The organism is Microbacterium sp. Se63.02b (genome assembly GCF_014171575.1).
In the GTDB taxonomy this organism is placed as follows: domain Bacteria; phylum Actinomycetota; class Actinomycetes; order Actinomycetales; family Microbacteriaceae; genus Microbacterium.
Map to the genome: position 1 here is coordinate 83,800 of NZ_CP050453.1, position 18,551 is coordinate 102,350.

The 18,551-nt window shown below is 67.7% G+C and carries 14 protein-coding genes; 7 read left to right on the forward strand and 7 right to left on the reverse strand.

Annotation, left to right across the window (positions count from 1 at the left end):
• Window positions 1-224 precede the first annotated feature (224 nt).
• From G4G29_RS00435 to G4G29_RS00445, 3 genes are all read left to right on the forward strand, one after another.
• Window positions 225-3,161, forward strand: coding sequence for an RICIN domain-containing protein (locus tag G4G29_RS00435; protein ID WP_183151445.1), 2,937 nt, complete (start codon window positions 225-227; stop codon window positions 3,159-3,161).
• Window positions 3,162-3,432: 271 nt separating this feature from the next.
• A complete protein-coding gene (locus G4G29_RS00440; RefSeq protein WP_244632280.1) occupies window positions 3,433-4,101 on the forward strand; it encodes a tetratricopeptide repeat protein in 669 nt (222 codons plus the stop codon).
• A complete protein-coding gene (locus tag G4G29_RS00445; RefSeq protein WP_183152713.1) occupies window positions 4,101-5,231 on the forward strand; it encodes a hypothetical protein in 1,131 nt (376 codons plus the stop codon). The genes G4G29_RS00440 and G4G29_RS00445 overlap by 1 nt, the downstream gene beginning before the upstream one ends.
• Window positions 5,232-5,261: 30 nt before the next feature.
• Here G4G29_RS00445 and G4G29_RS00450 read toward each other — a convergent pair whose 3' ends face one another.
• The 5 genes from G4G29_RS00450 to G4G29_RS00470 are packed head-to-tail and all read right to left on the reverse strand — an operon-like array spanning window position 5,262 to window position 9,608.
• Window positions 5,262-6,296 (reverse strand): VWA domain-containing protein, encoded by a 1,035-nt coding sequence (locus G4G29_RS00450; RefSeq protein ID WP_183151447.1) that lies wholly within the window; start codon window positions 6,294-6,296, stop codon window positions 5,262-5,264.
• Window positions 6,293-7,279, reverse strand: a complete 987-nt coding sequence (locus G4G29_RS00455) for a VWA domain-containing protein (protein ID WP_244632281.1) — start codon at window positions 7,277-7,279, stop codon at window positions 6,293-6,295. The genes G4G29_RS00450 and G4G29_RS00455 overlap by 4 nt, the downstream gene beginning before the upstream one ends.
• Window positions 7,270-7,761: a hypothetical protein gene (locus tag G4G29_RS00460; RefSeq protein WP_183151448.1), complete on the reverse strand. Its 492-nt coding sequence runs from the start codon at window positions 7,759-7,761 to the stop codon at window positions 7,270-7,272. The genes G4G29_RS00455 and G4G29_RS00460 overlap by 10 nt, the downstream gene beginning before the upstream one ends.
• Window positions 7,748-8,635, reverse strand: a complete 888-nt coding sequence (locus G4G29_RS00465; RefSeq protein ID WP_183151449.1) for a DUF58 domain-containing protein — start codon at window positions 8,633-8,635, stop codon at window positions 7,748-7,750. Before G4G29_RS00465 ends, G4G29_RS00460 begins: the two co-directional genes overlap by 14 nt.
• A 7-nt stretch (window positions 8,636-8,642) precedes the next feature.
• Window positions 8,643-9,608, reverse strand: coding sequence for an AAA family ATPase (locus tag G4G29_RS00470; RefSeq protein WP_183151450.1), 966 nt, complete (start codon window positions 9,606-9,608; stop codon window positions 8,643-8,645).
• A gap of 474 nt (window positions 9,609-10,082) precedes the next feature.
• On the opposite strand from G4G29_RS00470, the gene G4G29_RS00475 reads away from it, so the two are divergent.
• Complete coding sequence (locus G4G29_RS00475) at window positions 10,083-11,507, forward strand: NAD(P)/FAD-dependent oxidoreductase (RefSeq protein WP_258566984.1); 1,425 nt, start codon at window positions 10,083-10,085, stop codon at window positions 11,505-11,507.
• 6 nt (window positions 11,508-11,513) lie between these two features.
• On the opposite strand, the gene G4G29_RS00480 is transcribed toward G4G29_RS00475, so the two are convergent.
• Window positions 11,514-12,254 carry a Pr6Pr family membrane protein gene (locus G4G29_RS00480; RefSeq protein WP_183151451.1) on the reverse strand — a complete coding sequence of 247 codons (741 nt, stop codon included), beginning with the start codon at window positions 12,252-12,254 and terminating at the stop codon, window positions 11,514-11,516.
• 104 nt (window positions 12,255-12,358) lie between these two features.
• On the opposite strand from G4G29_RS00480, the gene G4G29_RS00485 reads away from it, so the two are divergent.
• The gene (locus G4G29_RS00485; RefSeq protein ID WP_183151452.1) at window positions 12,359-14,521 is read left to right on the forward strand and encodes an adenylate/guanylate cyclase domain-containing protein; all 2,163 of its coding nucleotides are present in this window, start codon (window positions 12,359-12,361) and stop codon (window positions 14,519-14,521) included.
• Window positions 14,522-14,523: 2 nt separating this feature from the next.
• Window positions 14,524-15,948 carry a mechanosensitive ion channel domain-containing protein gene (locus G4G29_RS00490; protein WP_183151453.1) on the forward strand — a complete coding sequence of 475 codons (1,425 nt, stop codon included), beginning with the start codon at window positions 14,524-14,526 and terminating at the stop codon, window positions 15,946-15,948.
• Between the two features lie 8 nt (window positions 15,949-15,956).
• Here the strand turns inward: G4G29_RS00490 and G4G29_RS00495 are convergent, their stop codons facing one another.
• Window positions 15,957-16,838: a DMT family transporter gene (locus G4G29_RS00495; protein WP_244632282.1), complete on the reverse strand. Its 882-nt coding sequence runs from the start codon at window positions 16,836-16,838 to the stop codon at window positions 15,957-15,959.
• A gap of 237 nt (window positions 16,839-17,075) precedes the next feature.
• Between G4G29_RS00495 and G4G29_RS00500 the strand changes: the two genes are divergently transcribed.
• Window positions 17,076-18,350, forward strand: coding sequence for a hypothetical protein (locus tag G4G29_RS00500; protein ID WP_183151454.1), 1,275 nt, complete (start codon window positions 17,076-17,078; stop codon window positions 18,348-18,350).
• Window positions 18,351-18,551 lie beyond the last annotated feature (201 nt).

Genomic DNA, 18,551 nt, shown 5'->3' on the forward strand with positions numbered 1-18,551 from the left:
GCCGGCTTTGTCTGTCCGCTCTCAACGGGCAACCGAACCTGAGTTGCACTCCACGTTTTCGATGCTATTGTGTTACCCGCTGTCGGCTATCGTGCCCACAGCCACACGTCGTCGAGGTGTTCTCCCGCGTCGCAGAGCTTTCTGGGGAAGCTGGCGCGGCTCGGATCACACGGCGGTGTCCTGTCGGCGCGAAGGTCGACAGCTGATAACTGGGGATACAAATCATGGGAAAGAACCTCGCGCTGCGGCGCGCCCGAAAAACGGCCATCGGCGCCGTCGTCGGGATGTTGGTCGTGGCCGGACTGGTCTCACTCGGCGGAGGAGCGGCGGTGGCGGATGTGTCGCCCGACATGCCGCCGCTGCTGCAGCGCGACGCCAACGTCGTCACGTCGGATCCGATTCCGACGGTGCAGATCGACAACGGCTACGTGTGGGCGCAGACCACGATCGGATCGACCGTCTACGCCGTCGGAAAGTTCGACAACGCGCGGGAGCCGAAGGCAGCGCCCGGAACGGCATTGACGGCACGGTCGAACGTGCTCGCGTATGACATCAACACCGGCGCGTTGCTGCCGTTCGCCCCCAAGGTCAACGGTGTGATCAAGGCTGTGGCCGCGTCGCCCGACGGGACCCGGATCTACATCGGCGGCTCGTTCAGCTCCGTGAACGGGCAGGCGCGATGGAATATCGCGGCCCTCGACGCCAACACGGGAGAACTGGTTCCGGGCTTCGCCCCCTCCATCGGCGGATCCGGCGTCTACGCGCTGACCACGTCCGGATCCACCGTGTACGCGGGTGGCCTGTTCACCCAGGCGAACGGGACGGCGCGAAAGAACCTGACGGCGTTCAACTCGTCCACCGGTGCGTTGCTGCCGTGGGCGCCGCAGACCGATCTCCAGGTCGACGCGATGGTCATGGATCCGGCCGGCACAGACACGATCATCGGCGGACGCTTCTCGCAGATCAGCGGTGACACCGGGCAGAACGGCATCGGTGCCGTCGACAAGACCACTGGTGCGGTGGACACTGCGTGGCAGGCGTCCAAGACGATCCACAACGGGGTCAACGGAGGCGTCGACAACGGGATGACCGGAATCTTCGCTCTCGCAGTCGACGCCAACGGCGTGTACGGCACCGGCTGGTCCTACGGCCTCAGCGTCGAAGGCAACGTCGAGGGCACCTTCGCGCTGGATGCCGGCACGGGCAAGATCCGTTGGCTCGCCGACTGCCTCGGAGATCACTACGGCATCTACTCCACCGGCAAGGTGGTCTACGCGACCGGCCACACTCACACCTGCAGCACGATGAATCTGCAGCCGGAGCAGAGCCCGAGTGCGTTCCACTACGCCGAGGCATACACCGCCGACGCGCGCGGAACGCTGGGAACCCAGACGAACCTCTCCCACTACACGGATTGGGCGGGTATGCCAGCGCCCTCCGCGTACGCCTGGACACCCGACTTCGCCGTGGGCGTGACCTCGGGCCTGGGTCAGGCCGGTCTGTCGATCACCGGTACGGGCAACATGATCTCCATCGGTGGCGAGTTCCGGTCTGTCAACAACGGGCAGTTCGAAGGTCTCGTGCGCTTCTCGACGACGCCTCCGGGTGGTCCGAAGGACGGACCTCGTGTCTCGGGTGACAAGTGGAAGGGCAATGTGGTGCGGACCGCTGACGCTCCGCACAGCGTGAGCATCTCCATCCCCGCCACTTGGGATCGCGACGATATGTCTCTGACATACGAGCTCTACCGCAACGGAACAGCGGCGCCGGTCGCGACCACCAAGATGGACGCGACCTGGTGGAAGCGACCGATCGTTCATCTCGCGGACCCGGCAGCGCCCGCCGGCACTCCGCAGACCTACACGGTGGTTGCAAAGGACGGCAACGGTAACGCCGCGACGAGCGCCGCTATCGTCGCTCCCACCCTCCCGACGGGGCAGATCGCGCTCGTAGCGCGTGACAGCGGGAAAGCCGTCGGAGTGAACGGCACTGATTCGCCGACGGTTCAGCAGAGCATCTCGGGCGTGTCGTCGCCGTCGCAACGGTGGACGATGGTGCCGCGGGCAGGCGGGAAGTTCCTGCTGAAGAACGCCGCGACGGGAGCGTGTCTTGCGGTCTCGGACCATAGCCTCACAGACGGCGCGCGGATCCTTCAGTGGACCTGCACCGAAGATCCCAACTTCCTGTGGAGTCTGAAGCAGGTGGACGGCGGCTACAGCCAGCTCGTCGGCTCTCAGTCCGGGAAGTGCGTCACCCTTCAAGACGGCAACACGGCCGATGGTGCAGCATTCATCCAGAACGACTGTGCGGCCACACCCGCCACGCGTTCGCAGTTCACACTGAGTCCGACCGGACAGCTCGCGCTCATGGCACGAGACAGCGGCAAGGCGATCGGCGTGGACGGGACCGTCTCTCCGACGGTTCCGCAGACGGTCACGGATTCCACGTCGCAGCGCTGGACGATGGTGCCGCGGGCGAACGGCAAGTTCCTGCTGAAGAATGCAGCGACGGGAGCGTGTCTTGCCGTGGCGGATCGGAGCGTCGACGACGGCGCGAAGGTCATCCAGTGGACGTGTTACGACGACCCCAACTTCCTGTGGAGCCTGAAGCAGGCGGATGGTGGGTACGCTCAGCTCATCGCGTCGCACTCCGGGAAGTGCATCACCGCCGACGGAGCGGCGTTCATCCAGAAGGACTGCTCTGCCACGCCGGCAACTTCCTCGCAGTTCATGTTGGCCCCGGCGGGCAAGGTGAGGATCGTGGCGAGTGACAGCGGGAAGGCCGTCGGCGTGAACGGCACCGATTCGCCGACGGTTCAGCAGACCATCGCGGACTCGCCGTCGCAGCAGTGGACGATGGTCCCGAAGGGCGACGGTACCTTCCAGCTGAAGAACGCCGCGCCCGGTGCCTGTCTCGCCGTGTCCGGTCCGAGCGTCGACGATGGGGCACGCGTCGTCCAATGGACCTGCAGCGAACAGCAGAACCACTACTGGAGCCTGAAGCTGTCGCTGAACGGCTACAACCAGCTCATCGCGTCTCATTCCGGGAAGTGCCTCACGCTGCAAGACGGGAACACCGCTGACGGTGCAGCATTCGTGCAGAACAACTGCGCTGCCACACCGATAAGCCGCTCCCTGTTCACGTTGGCCCCGACCAACTAGGGATGCGACTCAGCCGGCCCCGGGAGGAAACCCCCGGGGCCGGCTGTGCGTCGCCGGAAGGTTGCGCGGATAGGATGTTCACCGCTTCGTTCGTGCCGCTCCCGGGAACATTCCTTGTCCGCGGTGCGGTCGACGAACGGTGAGGGGGTGCGGCGTGACAGGTCTTTCGACACGCCCCGCAGCCCCGGCCCATGAAACCCAGGACGGATCAGGGGACGCGGCCGCGCTGCTCCGATCGAACCGTCGCCGTCGCGCTGTCCGCCGGTGGGTCGTGATCGGCACTCTCCCGCTCACACTCGCCGCGTTGCTCTTCGTGGGCAAGCTGCTGAGCATGTACGCGTTCGCCCATCAGGCGATCACCGCCTATGTGGTCGACGATTTCGCGGGAGCCGAGGGATCGGCGCGCGGACAGGACTTCCTGAACTGGTTCGAGCCGTACAAGGCCCCGTTCAACATCGGCACCGCACTCGGAGCCGCGGAGCAGCTGCCCGAAGCCAGGGCGGAACTGGAAGAGGCGCTCGACCTGGCGACCGGGCTCGAGGTGTGCGGGGTCCGGATCAACCTCGCCCTGGTCCTCGAGCGGATGGGGGATGCGGCGCGGGCCGACGGAGACGGTGCGACTGCCGCCGACCTGTACGGACAGGCGCTGACCGTGACGGTCGAGACACCGGAGGAGTGCCACAGCGATCAGGCGCAGCAGCAGTCCTCCGATCCGCAGCGCGACATGTCGGACACCCTCGACGGCACCGAAGACCGGCTGAAGCAGAAGCAACAGGAGCAAGAGCAGCAGGAGCAACCCCAGCCGCAGCCGGAGGAGAACGAGCAGCCCTCTGAGGACAAGCTGCAGGGGCTCCAGGACAAGCTCGAGCAGGGCACACAGGAACGCGACCAGCAGCAGGGCGACGACCCCGGCGGCTCCGGAACGGACAGACCGTGGTGATGGACCACGAGAAGCAGCGCGCGCGCTACATCGCCGGCACAGAAGGCGCACCTCCTGTGCCACCCCCTGGCGGTTATCGCGGCGCGCGACGCCACGCATCTGGGACGGCACCCGCCTCCGTCCCGTCACCGCTTGCGGCACCCGTCGCCGCGCCCATCGAGACCACGACCCCGGCAGACCAGAAGAAGCCCGCGAACGCTCTCGGGTGGATCGCCCTCGCGGCGTCCGTCCTGTTCGCACTCGTCCTGCTCGGCACACTGTTCGCCGGGGGCACGGACATCCTCTACGGGGTCACGATGCTCACGGTGCAGCTCGTGGTCGCGGCGACGATCGTGGCCGCGCTGTTCTCGGCGCGAGGGCGCACTCTCGGGGCGATCGCACTCGTCGTCGCCGCGCTGTTCAACGTCGCCACCGTCGGCGGCATGAGCGCGTTGCAGACCTCCGCATCCGGCAACTACGAAGGCACGAAGTCGGCGGCCCAGAAGCATGCCGAGGCCTATCCCGGCATCAAGGGCACCGACCCCCAGGAGACGCTCGCGCAGCAGTCGCTGGACGAGGTCCGCGCGCAGTCCGAGAGCCTGTTCTCCGACATCCGCGCACGGCTCACCGAGGAGTTCGGCTACACGTGGACACAGGTCGGAGACGAGGATCTCCGACCTGAGCGCAACGGCTACGGCGGCGAGTCCATGCTCGTCGAGTACACCTCTGCCTCCTGGGCGACCGAGCAGCCGATTCAGGACTACGACCGCAAGCTCGAGGTCATGGCCGTCATCGACGACGTCGTCGTGCAGAGCGGACTGTGGGAGCTGTACTCCTTCAACGACCCGACGAACTCCGGCATCGACCAGGGGATGATCGCGAAGCTCTACGGCAGCGACGACCCGCGCACTCAGCATACGTGGGAGTACTACACCGAGAACTATCCGGACCCGTTGCGGTTCTACGCCAACATCTACGACCTCTCCCAGGACACCGACGGCGGATTCCGCGCCGCACGCGAGGCGCAGAACGCTCGTACCGGAGAACCTCTGGAGGGGTTGCAGCTCGTGGTCATCGCCAGCGGTGTGCTCAGCGAGGCCGACCGGGCCGAGTTCGAGACGAAACTGCAGGACTACCCCGGCTTCGAGTAGGTCCCCTCCTCGCAGCGGACGCCGGTGCGATCACCGTCCCGGATGGCGCGGAGCGCGGAGCCCGCGGAGTTGGACGATCAGCACCGTGGCGCGGGCCACCTCGACGCCGAGGATGAGCAGGGCGACCAGTGCCGCGATCCAGTAGAGCTCCGTGACGTTGCCGACCTCGCCCGACTCCGCGTAGTTCGTCGTGGTCGATGGTGCCTCGGGAAGCACGGGTGCGGCATCGGCCGTCCGATGCTGATAGTCCACGCCGAGCTGCTCGCCGATCGCTTCGAGGTTCGTCTCGTCGATCACCGAGAGCGCATCGGAACCCTCGTACTGGATGTAGTCGGCACCGTCGTCGGAGAGTCCGCCGGTGGTGATGCGCATCGGTCCACCCTCGACGGTGCCGTACCCGAAGACGGCGCCGGCGTCGGTGTACTCCGCGCTCGCACTGAACGACTCCGGCTCCGACTCGACCGTCTGCTCGCCGTCGCCGAAGTAGAACACCATCCGGGAGCGGTCGGGCGACGAGGACGCCGCCGACGCGAGTGTCTCCGACAGCAGGGGCGCCGCGACGCCGATCGAGCTGCCACGGGACTGGCTGGTGACCTCGGGGCGCAGCACGTCGAGCGAACCCATCAGCGCGGTGGTGTCGGTCGTCAACGGCATCCGCAGTTCGGCTGCGGCATCCGAGGTGATGAGCGCGAAGCGCGCGCCCGGGTACTCCTCGACCAGCGCGCGCACGTCCTCGCGGATGCCGTCGAGGCGGGGCTCGTCGTCGGCCCAGTCCTCGGCGACGATGCTCGCGGTCGTGTCGACGACGAGCACGATGTCGGTGTCGGTGGCGAGCGTCTGCGTCGCGCCCCCGGGGATGCCCGGTCGCAGCAGCATCGTGGCGCAGGCGAGCACCAGCACCAGACGCATCACCCACAGCGCACGGTGCCCGGCACGGGTGCGCGAGTCGGACACCGTGATTCCGGTCGATGCCGACGGTCGCACGATGATCCAGATCACGAGCGCGGCGACCGGTAGGCACAGCAGCGCGATGAGCAACGGGTTGAGGACCGGCTGGAAGATCACAGTCGCACCCTCCACAGCACCACGACGAACGCCAGGACGCCCACCGACAGCAGCGCGATCCAGAGGTTCGGCGTGTCCGTCCAGACCACCTGCGCCTCCCCGCGCAGCGCGGTAGCCTCCTGCTCCTGCACCTGGGCGACGATGTCGGAGACCGTCGTCGTGTCGCGCAGCCCGAACGCGGCACCGCCGGTCGCCTCGGCGGCGGCGGCGAGCTCGGCGCTGACATCCGCATCCTTGCCCTGCACCGGATTCAGCGCGAAGACGCGCACGTCCTTCGCCGCCGCGTACGCAGCCGCCTCCTCGAGAGTCACGATCGAGGCGCCGTTGACCTCGTTGTCCGTGGCGAAGATGACCGATCGCGAGCGCTCGTCGTCGGGGCGATCGAAGCCCATCGTGCAGGCGGCGAGTCCATCGCCGATCAGGGAGGCACCGTCTCCGTTCAGAGTGCCCACCCAATGCTCCGGGACCTGATCGACGTAGTCGAAGCTCTGCGTCATGCTCGCCAGGTGCTCGCGGATGAAGTCGTAGTCGTCGGTGAGGGGGAAGATCTGCACCGGGGAGCTGTTGAAGATCGTCAAACCGATCCGCTCGCCTTCGAAACCGTCGAGCAGCTCGTCGAAGACCGTGAGCACCTCGACGTCCACCTCGGTCATGGAGCCGGACACGTCGAGGCACAGCATGATGTCCCGGCTCGTGTTGACCGGGTGGATGGTCTGCGCAGACATCGGGCGGGCGGCGACGACACCGGCCACGATCGTGGTCACCGCGCCGAGCGCCAGGATGCCGGAGAGGGCGAGTGCCCGCCGTGCCAGCGCGCGGCGGAAGGTCGGCAGTGCGCGCAGCCGCTCGGCTCTGGCGATGCGGGCCGTGTCGCCACCGCGCGCGCGGCCGCTGCGGCGGAGTCCGACGACGACGCCGACCGCGAGGGCGACCAGGACCACGGCGACTGCGGCGATCAGCATCCACGCGTTCGCTAGTGCCATGTGCGCACCACCGTTCGCGCCGCCTCGGCCCCGGCGACGGGGTCGATCGAGGGACCGGGGCGGAAGATGCTGGGGTAGTAGTGCCTGCTCAACGCGTCGATCAGGGCAGGGTGCACGCCCCGTGCCACGAGGTCGTCGAGCGTGAGCACCGGAGCCTCCAAGCCACTGTACTCGTTCACGAAGGTGCGGACGACCTTGCTCAGCTCGAGGTTCGCCTGTCGTGCGGGCAGTCGGCGCTCGCGGTATTCGGTCTCGATCTGTTCGATGCGTGCGAAGTACTCGGTGCGCAGCTGCGACAGCACATCGACGATCAGCGGCGCGTGCTCGACGGCCGGGTCCGCGACGGTCAGGGTGCGCCGTGGCCGGGTGAGCACCATCAGCAGCCAGGCTCCGAGCACCAGGAGGATGAGGATGCCGATGGCGAGCAGCATCCATCCCCATCCGTACTGCGCCGGGGGGTAGAGCTCGTCAGAGCCGGGCATTCGACCTCCGATTCAGCAGCTGCAGCAGCTGCGCGACGGCGTCTTCCTGCCCGTCGAGGGAGGAGTGGCTGATCTCCATCCGGGTGAGGAGTTCGGCGAGATGGGCGGCGTCGGCTTCGCGCTGCGCTGTCAGCTCCCGCACGATCTCGCGGTCGCCCTGCACGAAGCCCGGCACCTGCCACCGACTGTCCACGTCGGCGCGGAGGCGACCTGTCGCGTGGTCCAGCACCGGATCGGCGTCGCGCAGGGTGAGCCACAGCACATCGTGCTGCACGCACAGACGGCGCAGCATCCGTTCGGTCTCGCTCGTGACCGGTGCCTCATCGGTGATCACGACCACGATCATGCGGCGCGAGATCGTGCGCGTCACGAACGACAGCAGAGCGTCACGGTCACTCGGCGCCGCACTCTGGTCGATGGCGCGGTCGATCGTGCGCAGCGTGTGTTCGAGCGCTCCTTCGCTACGGCCGGGCGCGAGACGCCGCACTTTCGCGGCATCGCCGTACACCGTGGTGAAGTCGTCGCCGTGGCGCAGGGTGAGCACGCCGAGCACGCCGGCCGCGAGGATCGCCAGCTCCTTCTTCGAACGCTCGTCCGCCGCGAGGGCCGACATCGAGCGGCCGGTGTCGACCACGAACATCACGGTGTGCATGCGGGTCGCCCGCGAGCGCTTGACCAGCGGAGTGCCGAGTCGGGCGGTCGCGCGCCAGTCGATGTCGCGCACCTGATCGCCGTACTCGTACTTGCGCAGATCCTCGAAGTCGAGGCTCCTGCCGTGCAGCAGCGACGCGTAGGCGCCGTCGAGCGCATGCAGCGACTTGCGCGACGAGTGGATGAAGAGCTTGCTCTTCACCTGGGTGATCAGGCTGGCCATGGACGCGTCAGGGCGTGGGGACCGACGCGAAGATCTGGTCGATGATCTCCTCGCTGCGGATGCCCTCGGCATCGGCCTCGAACGTGAGCAGCACGCGGTGGCGCAGCACGAGGTGACGGAGTTCGCGGATGTCTTCCGGGAGCACGTGTGCGCGCCCCTTGAGCAGTGCCAGCGCCCGCGAAGCCTGCAGGAAGGCGATGCTCGCACGGGGGCTCGCGCCGTACTTGATGAAACGCGCCCGCTCCTCGCCGATGTACGGCGCGGGGTTCCTGGTGACATAGGCGATCGACACGATGTAGTTGCGGATCGCGGGGTCGACGTAGATACGGCTCGCGACGTCCTGGAGCAGGTGCACGTCGTCGAGGCTCACCGCGCTGGCGACATGCCTGTCAGGATCCAGCACGCCGGAGTCGATGCGGCTGAGCACCTCGAGCTCTTCGGCGGGGCTCGGGTACTCGACGATCTCCTTCAGCAGGAAACGGTCCATCTGCGCCTCGGGGAGTTCGTACGTGCCCTCCTGCTCGATGGGGTTCTGCGTCGCGATCACGAGGAAGGGCTTCGGCAGGTGATGGATCTCGCCGCCGATCGTGGTCTGGTGCTCCTGCATCGCCTCGAGCATGGCGCTCTGGGTCTTCGCGCTCGAGCGGTTGATCTCATCGAGGAGCACGAAATTCGCGTGCACAGGGCCGAGCACCGTGCGGAAGCTGCCGGTCGCGGCGTCGTAGATCTGGTTTCCCGTGATGTCGCTCGGGAGCAGGTCGGGTGTGCACTGGATGCGCTTGAACTGCGCCTTCACGGTGTCGGCGAGGGTGCTGGCCGCCGTGGTCTTGGCCAGGCCGGGGACGCTCTCGAGCAGGATGTGACCGCCGGCGATGAGCGAGACGAGCAGGCTGGTGCGCAGCCGCTCCTGGCCGACCATCTTCGCGGAGTATGAGGAGGAGATGATCCGCAGGACCTCGGTCGCCCTGGCCATCTCGGCATCCGTGGGTGCGCCGGGGGCGGGTACCGGTGCGGCGGCGGCCACTGGCGCGGAGCTGGGGGCGGGCGGGGGGCGGGGGCGCGGAGATCGTCGGCGGATTCTGCACGTCGGGCTCGTTCATCGTTTTCGCGTCTCCCTCGTTCGTGCGCGGGGACTGCCCCGCGCACCCCTCCGCCGACCAGCGTAATCGCAACGCCTGGAGGCCGCCCACGGCCCGCGTTCCGCCCGTCCCTTGGCACGTTTGCACGATCCGGGAACGGATGCGCGACCCAACACCCACGACGCGTCGTGCATCCGGGGATCGATCGTGCAGGCGGGACGGGCCCCGGGGGTGACCGCCGACACTGATAACGTCGAAGAGCAGCCGCGTTCGGGCAGGTCGAGCATTCCGCTCCCGCCGGGACTGAACTGTTCCTCGTTCGGATGCGGCCGCGCCCGATACATGACTGAAGAGTATGAGGACGATACGTGACGAGTAGAGAACGAGTAGCGATCATCGGCGCCGGCCCCTCGGGGATGGCCCAACTGCGGGCCTTCGAGTCCGCGGCCCGCACGGGGGCGGAGATCCCCGACCTGGTCTGCTTCGAGAAGCAGGCCGACTGGGGCGGACAGTGGAACTTCACCTGGCGCACCGGACTCGACGAATTCGGCGAACCGGTGCATTCCAGCATGTACCGCAACCTGTGGTCGAACGGCCCGAAAGAGGCACTGGAGTTCGCCGACTACAGCTTCGACGAGCACTTCGGCCGCCCCATCTCCTCCTACCCCCCGCGTCCGGTGCTGTGGGACTACATCGCCGGGCGGCTGGAGAAGACCGACGTGCGGGCTCTGATCCGCTTCCAGACCGTGGTGCGCTGGGTCGAGTTCGACGCCGACCGCCAGGTGTTCACGCTCACCAGCGAGCACCTTCCGACGGGCGAGTCGACCACCGACGAGTTCGACCGTGTGATCATCGCGAGCGGACACTTCTCGTTCCCGCACATGCCGGACTTCGCCGGCATCGAGACCTTCCCCGGCTACATCAGCCATGCCCACGACTTCCGCGGCGCCGAGGCGTTCGCCGACAAGGACGTGCTCGTGATCGGCGCCAGCTATTCGGCCGAGGACATCGGCAGCCAGGCTTTCAAGATGGGGGCCCGCTCGGTCACCGCGAGTTTCCGCTCGGCGCCGATGGGCTACGACTGGCCCGATGGCATCGAGGAGCGCCCGGTCGTCGAGCGTTTCGAGGGGAGCGTCGCCTTCTTCGCCGACGGCAGCTCGAAGCACGTGGATGCGGTGATCATGTGCACCGGATACCTGCACAAGTACCCGTTCCTTCCCGACGACCTGGCGCTCTCGTCACCGAACAACGTGTACCCCGACGGCCTGTACCGCGGTGTGGTCTGGCAGGGCAATCCGCGCCTGACCTACCTCGGCGCGCAGGATCAGTGGTTCACGTTCAACATGTTCGACGTGCAGGCCTGGTTCGTGCGCGATCTGATCCTCGGCCGCATCGCGATGCCCGACGAGCAGGAGCGCGCAGCATCCATCGTCGAGTGGCGTGCACGCTTCGCGCAGATCGACTCGGCCGCGGCGGAGATCCGCTTCCAGGCCGACTACATCCGTGATCTGCTGCAGCTGACGGACTATCCCGAGTTCGACATCGACCGTGTCGTCGAGATCTTCCTCGCGTGGAAGCGCGACAAGAAGGACGACATCATGGGGTACCGCGACCGCGTGTACGAATCGGTCATGACGGGGACCATCGCGGTCGTGCACCACACGCCGTGGCTCGAGGAGCTCGACGACTCCCTCGAACGCTACCTCGACGTGGATCCGGATGCCGTCGAGGCGGAGCGCATCATCGCCGGGCAGCGTCGCGACGACGACCGCGAGGCGCTCGCCGCCGTCTGACCGCCGTCAGCGTGCCTCGCCCCTCCGCTCGCTCGCGGGCTCGAGGGGCGAGGTCGGCGCGGACTCCACGGCTCCCCGGCGACGGCCGACCCAGACCACGAAGGCCGCCGTCGCGACGATGATCGCTGCGATGAGAAGCACCCAGAGGGCGACGCCCCCGTAGCCGCCGTTCAGGCGCGGGTCCAGGAACGGGTAGGGGTACCACCAGGTGTTGCCGGTCGACGGGGCGATCACGAGGTTCGCCCGGATCAGCGTGTACACGACCCACACGATCGGGAAGACGGCCGTGATCGCGACGGCGCTCCACCCGAGCGCGCGGCGGCGGGGAGCGAACAGCAGGTCGGCGAGCATGATGATCGGGATCACGACGTGCAGCACCTCGTTCGACCAGCCCACCGTCGACCCCTGGGGCAGCTCGATGCCGCGCAGCAGGGTGTTGTAGACGATGCCCGTGACGATCATGTACGTGCTGGCGCAGACGAGGAGGAGCGCCAACCATCGTGGTTCCGCCGTCGTGCCGCGGTGTGTGAGCGTCCAGATGCCGCCGATGGCGAGGGCCACCGCTGCCAGCACGTTCGACTCGATCGTGAAGAAGCTGAAGAAGTTCGCCACGACCGTCGGCAGGTGGCCTGCCCACTCCGTCTCCGCGACGAGGGCGATCTCCAGGGTCCTGACCAGCTGCGCGACGATGGCCGCGACGGCGAGGACGGATGCTGCGAGTCGTGCATAGGGCCACCAGGTCGTCATTTCGCCTCCGACGCACACTGTAGCGTCACGCCGCCATAGACCGCGGCACCGGTATATCGCTATCGTCGGTCCCAGCACGCAGGACGCGCATGGCGGAGGGGCAGATGAGCGACAGCGGAACAGAGCAGATCAGCGCGCACACGACGAAGAGGAGGAGCTGGCGGGGCCGGGCGGGTCTCAGCATCCAGTCGAAGCTCCTGATCATGCTGCTGGCGGTGAGCCTCGTCTCGTCGGTGATCGTCGGCGCCATCGGGTTCATCAACGGACGGCAGTCGCTGCACGACTCGGCGGTGGACCAGCTCATCACCATCCGCTCTATGCGCGCAGCCGAGATCACGACGGCGATCGAGAGCGTGCGACGCGACGCCTCGCTCAACAGCCGCAACCTCAGCGCGCAGAGCATGTCGGCGGCCGTGAACGCGGGCTTCGCCGACCTCGCCGACGTGGAGCTCGACGAGAGCCGACGCGCCGAGCTGGCGGCGTACTACAAGGACGTGTTCATCCCCGAACTCGAGCAGCGCTCCGGCGAGGAATACGGCGACACGGCCTTCATCCCCGAATCGACAGCCGGGCAATATGTGCAGCGGCAGTTCGTGACGGGCAACGAGGACTTCGACGCCGACTACGACGCACAGCTCGCGCTCACCGACAGCGGAGACGGCACGACCTACTCCGTGGCGACCGAGCGCTACGGCGACTACTTCACGCGTCTGGTGCAGGAAGCCGGGTATGAAGACGCCCTGCTGCTCAACACCGACGGCGACGTCACCTACTCGGCGTACAAGGGCGTCGAGCTCGGGACCAACCTCCTCACGGGTCCGTATCGCGATTCCGCGCTCGCGAAGGCCTACACCGAGGCGATGGCGACCAACTCCGTCAACACCGTCGTCCTCACGGACTTCGACCGCTGGATCCCCTCGCTGAACGTGCCGGGAATGTGGGTCGTGTCCCCTGTCGGCAACGACCGCGGCATCACCGGGGCCATGGCGTTCCAGATCTCCATCGACACGATCAACGACGTGATGACGGGCGACGAGGGCTGGAAGGCTCAGGGCCTCGGCGACACGGGTGAGGTGTACCTCGTCGGCCGAGACGACCTGATGCGCAGCACGGCCCGCCGCCTCGTGGAAGACCCCGACGACTACGTGAAGCGGCTCATCAGCGGCGGCATGGCGCCGACGATCGTCGACCGGATCGCGGCCATCAAGGGAACCGTGCTGCTGCAGCCCGTGACGACCAAGGCGGTCGAGGAGGCGCAGGCCGGACGCAGCGGCACCGTCGTCGGCAGGGACTTCATCGGCGGAGAGAGCGTCACCGCCTATGCGCCGCTCGAGATCGAAGGCCTCGACTGGGTCGTGATCGCGCGCATCGACACCGCCGAGGCATTCGAGCCCGTCAACGTCTTCACCCGCAACGTGCTGCTGTCGCTGCTGGGCATCCTGCTCGGCGTCTCCCTGCTCTCGCTCCTGCTCGCACAGGTGTTCACGCGTCCGATCCACCGCCTCGTCGGCGCTGTGCACCGGGTGGCCGAGGGTGACCTCGACGTGCAGGTGCCGCAGGGTTCTCGCGACGAGTTCGGCGACCTCGGCAGCGCGTTCAACGACATGGCCTCGAGTCTGCGGATCAAGCAGGACCTGATCGAGGAGCAGCAACGTGAGAACGAGAAGCTGCTGCACACCCTGATGCCCGAGAGCGTCGCGACGAAGTACAAGCAGGGCGATGAGGCCATCACCGAGGCGCATGAGAACGTGTCGGTCGTCTTCGCCGAGCTGGTCGGCTTCGACGACCTCGCGCGGGAGATGGGTGCGGAGCAGGAGATCAGCCTCCTGAACACCCTGATGCGCGGGTTCGACGAGGCGGCCGAGAAAGCCGGCGTGGAGAAGGTGCGCACCCTGCGCGGTGGGTACCTCGCCTCGTCGGGCCTGGTCGTGCCGAGGGTCGACAACATCCGTCGCGCGGTCGACTTCGCCCGCAACCTTCTCGGCGTCCTCGAGCGCTTCAACGCCCAGCACGGCACGCAGATCTCGCTCCGCGCGGGCGTCGACACCGGAACGGTCACGAGCGGACTCGTCGCGCGGACCAGCCTCGCCTACGACCTCTGGGGCGATGCCGTGAACCTCGCCTACCGGGTGCGCTCGGTCACCGGTGAGCCAGGAATCTACGTCAGTCAGACCGTGCGCGACCGCACCCAGGAACTCGTCACGTATGTCGAGGCGGGGACGGTGGAGACCCAGGGCAGGACCGAGACCGTGTGGAAGGTGGTCTGATCATGGGCGACGTGTTCGCGGGCGGATGGGGGTGGTGGATCATCGGCCTCGCGGTCGGCGTCCCGGCCCTCCTCGTCGTGCTCACCGAGCTGATCGGGGCGCTGACCCGGCGGGGCAACCCGGTCGCGAAGCCGCTGCGGATGCTGCGCAACTGGGTGATCCCGGTGGGGGCCCTGTTCGCGCTCCTGGTGTTCGCGATCCAGTCGCCCGCGGATCAGGTGTGGACACGCGTCGTGGCCACGGTGTTCGGGTTCCTGGTGATCCTGCTCGTGCTCTCCGCCTTCAACGTCGCGCTGTTCGCCAACGCGAAGCCGGGTTCGTGGCGAGAGCGCATCCCCTCGATCTTCGTGGAGATCGGACGGCTCGTCCTGGTGGGCGTCGGTCTCGCACTGTTGTTCTCGTGGGTGTGGGACGCCGACGTCGGCGGGCTCTTCACGGCGCTCGGCGTCGGGTCGATCGTGATCGGCCTCGCTCTGCAGAACGCGGTGGGCGGGGTGATCTCGGGTCTGCTGCTGTTGTTCGAGCAACCGTTCAAGATCGGCGACTGGCTCGATGCCGCCGGAGTGAAGGGCCGTGTCGTCGAGGTGAACTGGCGCGCTGTGCACATCGACACCGGGGCGGGCATCCAGATCGTGCCGAACTCCTCGCTGTCCGGGGCCTCGTTCACGAACTTGAGCGAACCCGAGGGGCCGTACTCCGCTGAGACAGCCGTGAAGTTCTCGACCGACGACCCGCCGCACGAGGTCATCGCGCTCCTGATCGAGGTGGCGGACTCGCTCCCGATGCGGCTGCAACGCGAACGGGCGAGTGTCGACTACTCGGGCGCAGGCGCGTACGCGGTGTCGATACCGGTGGCGGGTCCGGCAGACGCATCGCGCGCGCTCTCGATGTATCTCTCGTGGCTCTGGTACGCCGCGCGCCGCCGCGGCTTCGCACTCGACGGCGACTCCACCGACCCGCTGGCCGAGCCGCAGCGGCTGGTCGAGGCCATGCACGAGATCGCGCCGACACTGCACCTGCGCGAAGAGGACTTCGAGGAGATCCTCCCGGCGGCGAGACTGGAACGGTACGGCGTCGGCGAGATCGTGCTGCCCAGCGGCGTGGTGCCCGACGAGGTACGTGTGGTGCTGTCCGGTCGCGCGGTGCTCGCGCTCGACGTCCATGACGGACGGGTCGACTTCGCGAGTGCGGAGAAGGGCGATCTCATCGGGCAGACCGCCCTCACCCGGGAGCGCACGCAGGCGGTGACCGTGGCCGGCGAGATCCTCACCGTGGTGGTGCTGCCGCTGGCCACGATCGACACCTTGATCCGCACGCGCCCTCGACTGGCCGCCGAGATCGGGGAGTCGCTCGAGCTCAAGCGCACGTTGGCCGCGAGCAGGCTCGCCGAACTCGGCATCGCGCGGGGCATCATCACCGGACGTTGAGCTGTAGCTCAGGCGCGTCGGGCCGTGGGGTCAGGTTCGGCGCCCCAGCGCAGCCGGGTGATGAGCACACCGAGCAGACAGAGCGCGCCGCCCAGGAACATCAGCGGGGTCGGCACCTCGCCGAGGATCGCCCACGACATCAGGATCGCGATTGCGGGGACGACGTACGTGGTCGCCGAGGTCTGCCCCGCGGTGCTGCGCTGCAAGACGTAGGCCCAGGTCGTGAAGGCGATCGCAGTCGGGAAGATGCCGAGGTAGACGACCCACAGCGTCGCATCCAGCGGTGCCGTCTGCAGCGCGCCTATGAGGTTGCCGATCCAGGGCAGCAGGGCGACGGTGCCGACACCCGCACCCAGCCAGGTGAGAGTGGTCGGGTCGACGCCCGAGGTGAGAAGCCGCTTCTGCACGAGCGTGCATCCGGCGTACATGACGGCGGCGAGGAGCGCGAGCAGCAGGCCGGTGATGTCGGGTCCGGCGCTCGTGGAGGAGTTCATGCCGATCAGCACGACACCCAGGAAGGCGATGGGCGCACCGATCACGAGCGGCTTCGGGAAGCCCTCGCGCAGGAACAGCCCGCTGAAGACCACGACCATGAGCGGGGCGAGGTTCACGACCATGGCCGCGGTGCCGGCGTCGAGCGTGAGCTCCGCGCTGTTCAGGGCGAGGTTGTAGACGCAGAACCAGCCGACGCCCCAGACCGCGATGAGCAGCCAGTGGCGGCGTTCCGGAATGCGGATGCCGTGGCGCACGGCGATGATCGTCAGCACGACTGTGCCGACGGCCATGCGCAGCAGTGCCAGAGCGCCGGGGTCGTAGTGCGGGCCGGCGCCGCGGATGCCGATGAACGCGGAGGCCCACAGCACCACCGTGACCAGGGCGGCGACGAGCACGAGCGCCCCCTGCCTTTGGGCGCGCCGGTGCTGGTGGAGTCGGTGGTGCTCGTGCGGATCCCGGGATCGCCGGATGCGGCTTCTGCCATCCTTCGATCCTGACAGGGGCCGCGGACATCGGGCGAGCCGCCGACCCGACACACGTCGCTCGTTTTCGGACACCATGCTCAGGGGCCGGCGGTCGTGTCGGTTCCGTCGGGCAGGATGAGGACAGACGATTCGGAGGGGGAGTGGTCGATGTCGTATGACCTCGAGGTGTACGGAAAGGTCTCGCTGACGGCGAGGGAACTGGCGAAGGTCGTCTCGTCGGTGCGGGGCCTCAAGGCCACGGTGGATCGCAGGTCGCAGACGATCTCGTCGATCATGCACAAGCGGGGCCGCGCGATCGCGTTCGAACTCGACGGCCCCGATCAGCTGGAGCCGGAGGATATTCCGGAGGGATGGACCGAGGTCGCGGATGCGACGGTGCTGTACAGCATCCATGTGCCGTACGACGTGCAGTCGGGTGCCGGAGGGTTCTCCTTCAGCGTCGACGGTCCGAACCTGGCGGCGGCGACGGCGTTCGCGGCCCGGCTGGCGGAGCGCGTCGACGGTACGGTGATCGACCCTCAGGACGACGAACCGCCCGCGCCGGAGCCAGAGCCCGACCCCGCGCCGGAACCCGAGCCGGAGCGGCCCCGCTTCCTGCATCTGCGCTGGTTCCGTCTGCTCGATGACGTGAACGACAAGGATCTCGCCGAGATCTACCTCCGCACCGCTCGTGAGTTCTTCCCACCGGGAGTGCCGTCGAGATTCGGCACGTACGAACCGTTCCAGGGGCGGTTCCCCCGCGACGATGACGCGAAGTTCGATGCGATGTACCGCGACGACTGCTTCATCGGCGACCTCATCCTCGCGGGCAAGCCGATCGAGCATGGCACCATCGACGGTTGGACGAACGACCTGCGCCAGCGAACGCAGTCGGTCAGGCTGAAGTTCGAGTTCGATCGGCTCGTGAAGCTCAAAGCGCTGGACGCCATCGAACCGTTCTTCGTCGCGCTCGCGGAGCGGACCGGCTCCTTCTTCGCTTTCGCCGAGGTGAACACGAGCCGATACGCCACGGCTCAGCGCTTCATGGCGGTCAAGCGCGACGACCCGTGGAGCGGATTGCCGACCGAGCCGCAGTGGCTGACCTGGTTCGGCCCGGAGTACGCCGAGCTCGTCGCCCCGCATCTCGACCCCACACGTATGGCGGCCACCTCACTGGGGACTCTGCATCGCTGGACGAAGCACCCGGCGGAGGTGGATGAGCTGCGCGCGCTGAGCGGAGACCCCTGGATCCCCGCCGCCTTCCGGGGAGTGATCGACCCCACCACCGACGAGCGTTGCGGAAAGGCAGCCGAGGTCATGCCGGAGTCTCTGCGCTATCCCGCTCCCGGATCGCCGCAGGCCCTGCGTATCGAGGCGCACTATGCGCGGATGCGGGAGATCGAGGCGAACGCGCGGAAGCGCGCCGCCGAGGGGCATCGATGACGCTCGACGGAGGTGCTGGTCGACGACCCGCTCGACCTCGAAGCGTTCCTGCGCACCTGCACTCCGCCGGTGAATCCTGGTCCGAGGGCGTAGACAGCCCCGAGATCTACGCCCAGGCGCCGATTCCATTCCATGTGCTGCTGAACGTCGGTGATGCGCATCCGGAGGGCATCGACCGCTTCGTTCGCGCCGCCGCCGAGG

What these genes read in the sequence shown, in the direction of transcription:
- G4G29_RS00460 (WP_183151448.1), bottom strand. Translation starts at nt 7,761, where the DNA reads ATGCCCGGCTCTGACGAGCTCTACCCCCCGGCGCAGTACGGATGGGGA.
- G4G29_RS00445 (WP_183152713.1), top strand. Translation starts at nt 4,101, where the DNA reads ATGGACCACGAGAAGCAGCGCGCGCGCTACATCGCCGGCACAGAAGGC.
- G4G29_RS00480 (WP_183151451.1), bottom strand. Translation starts at nt 12,254, where the DNA reads ATGACGACCTGGTGGCCCTATGCACGACTCGCAGCATCCGTCCTCGCC.
- G4G29_RS00435 (WP_183151445.1), top strand. Translation starts at nt 225, where the DNA reads ATGGGAAAGAACCTCGCGCTGCGGCGCGCCCGAAAAACGGCCATCGGC.
- G4G29_RS00490 (WP_183151453.1), top strand. Translation starts at nt 14,524, where the DNA reads ATGGGCGACGTGTTCGCGGGCGGATGGGGGTGGTGGATCATCGGCCTC.
- G4G29_RS00485 (WP_183151452.1), top strand. Translation starts at nt 12,359, where the DNA reads ATGAGCGACAGCGGAACAGAGCAGATCAGCGCGCACACGACGAAGAGG.
- G4G29_RS00455 (WP_244632281.1), bottom strand. Translation starts at nt 7,279, where the DNA reads ATGGCACTAGCGAACGCGTGGATGCTGATCGCCGCAGTCGCCGTGGTC.
- G4G29_RS00465 (WP_183151449.1), bottom strand. Translation starts at nt 8,635, where the DNA reads ATGGCCAGCCTGATCACCCAGGTGAAGAGCAAGCTCTTCATCCACTCG.
- G4G29_RS00470 (WP_183151450.1), bottom strand. Translation starts at nt 9,608, where the DNA reads ATGGCCAGGGCGACCGAGGTCCTGCGGATCATCTCCTCCTCATACTCC.
- G4G29_RS00500 (WP_183151454.1), top strand. Translation starts at nt 17,076, where the DNA reads ATGTCGTATGACCTCGAGGTGTACGGAAAGGTCTCGCTGACGGCGAGG.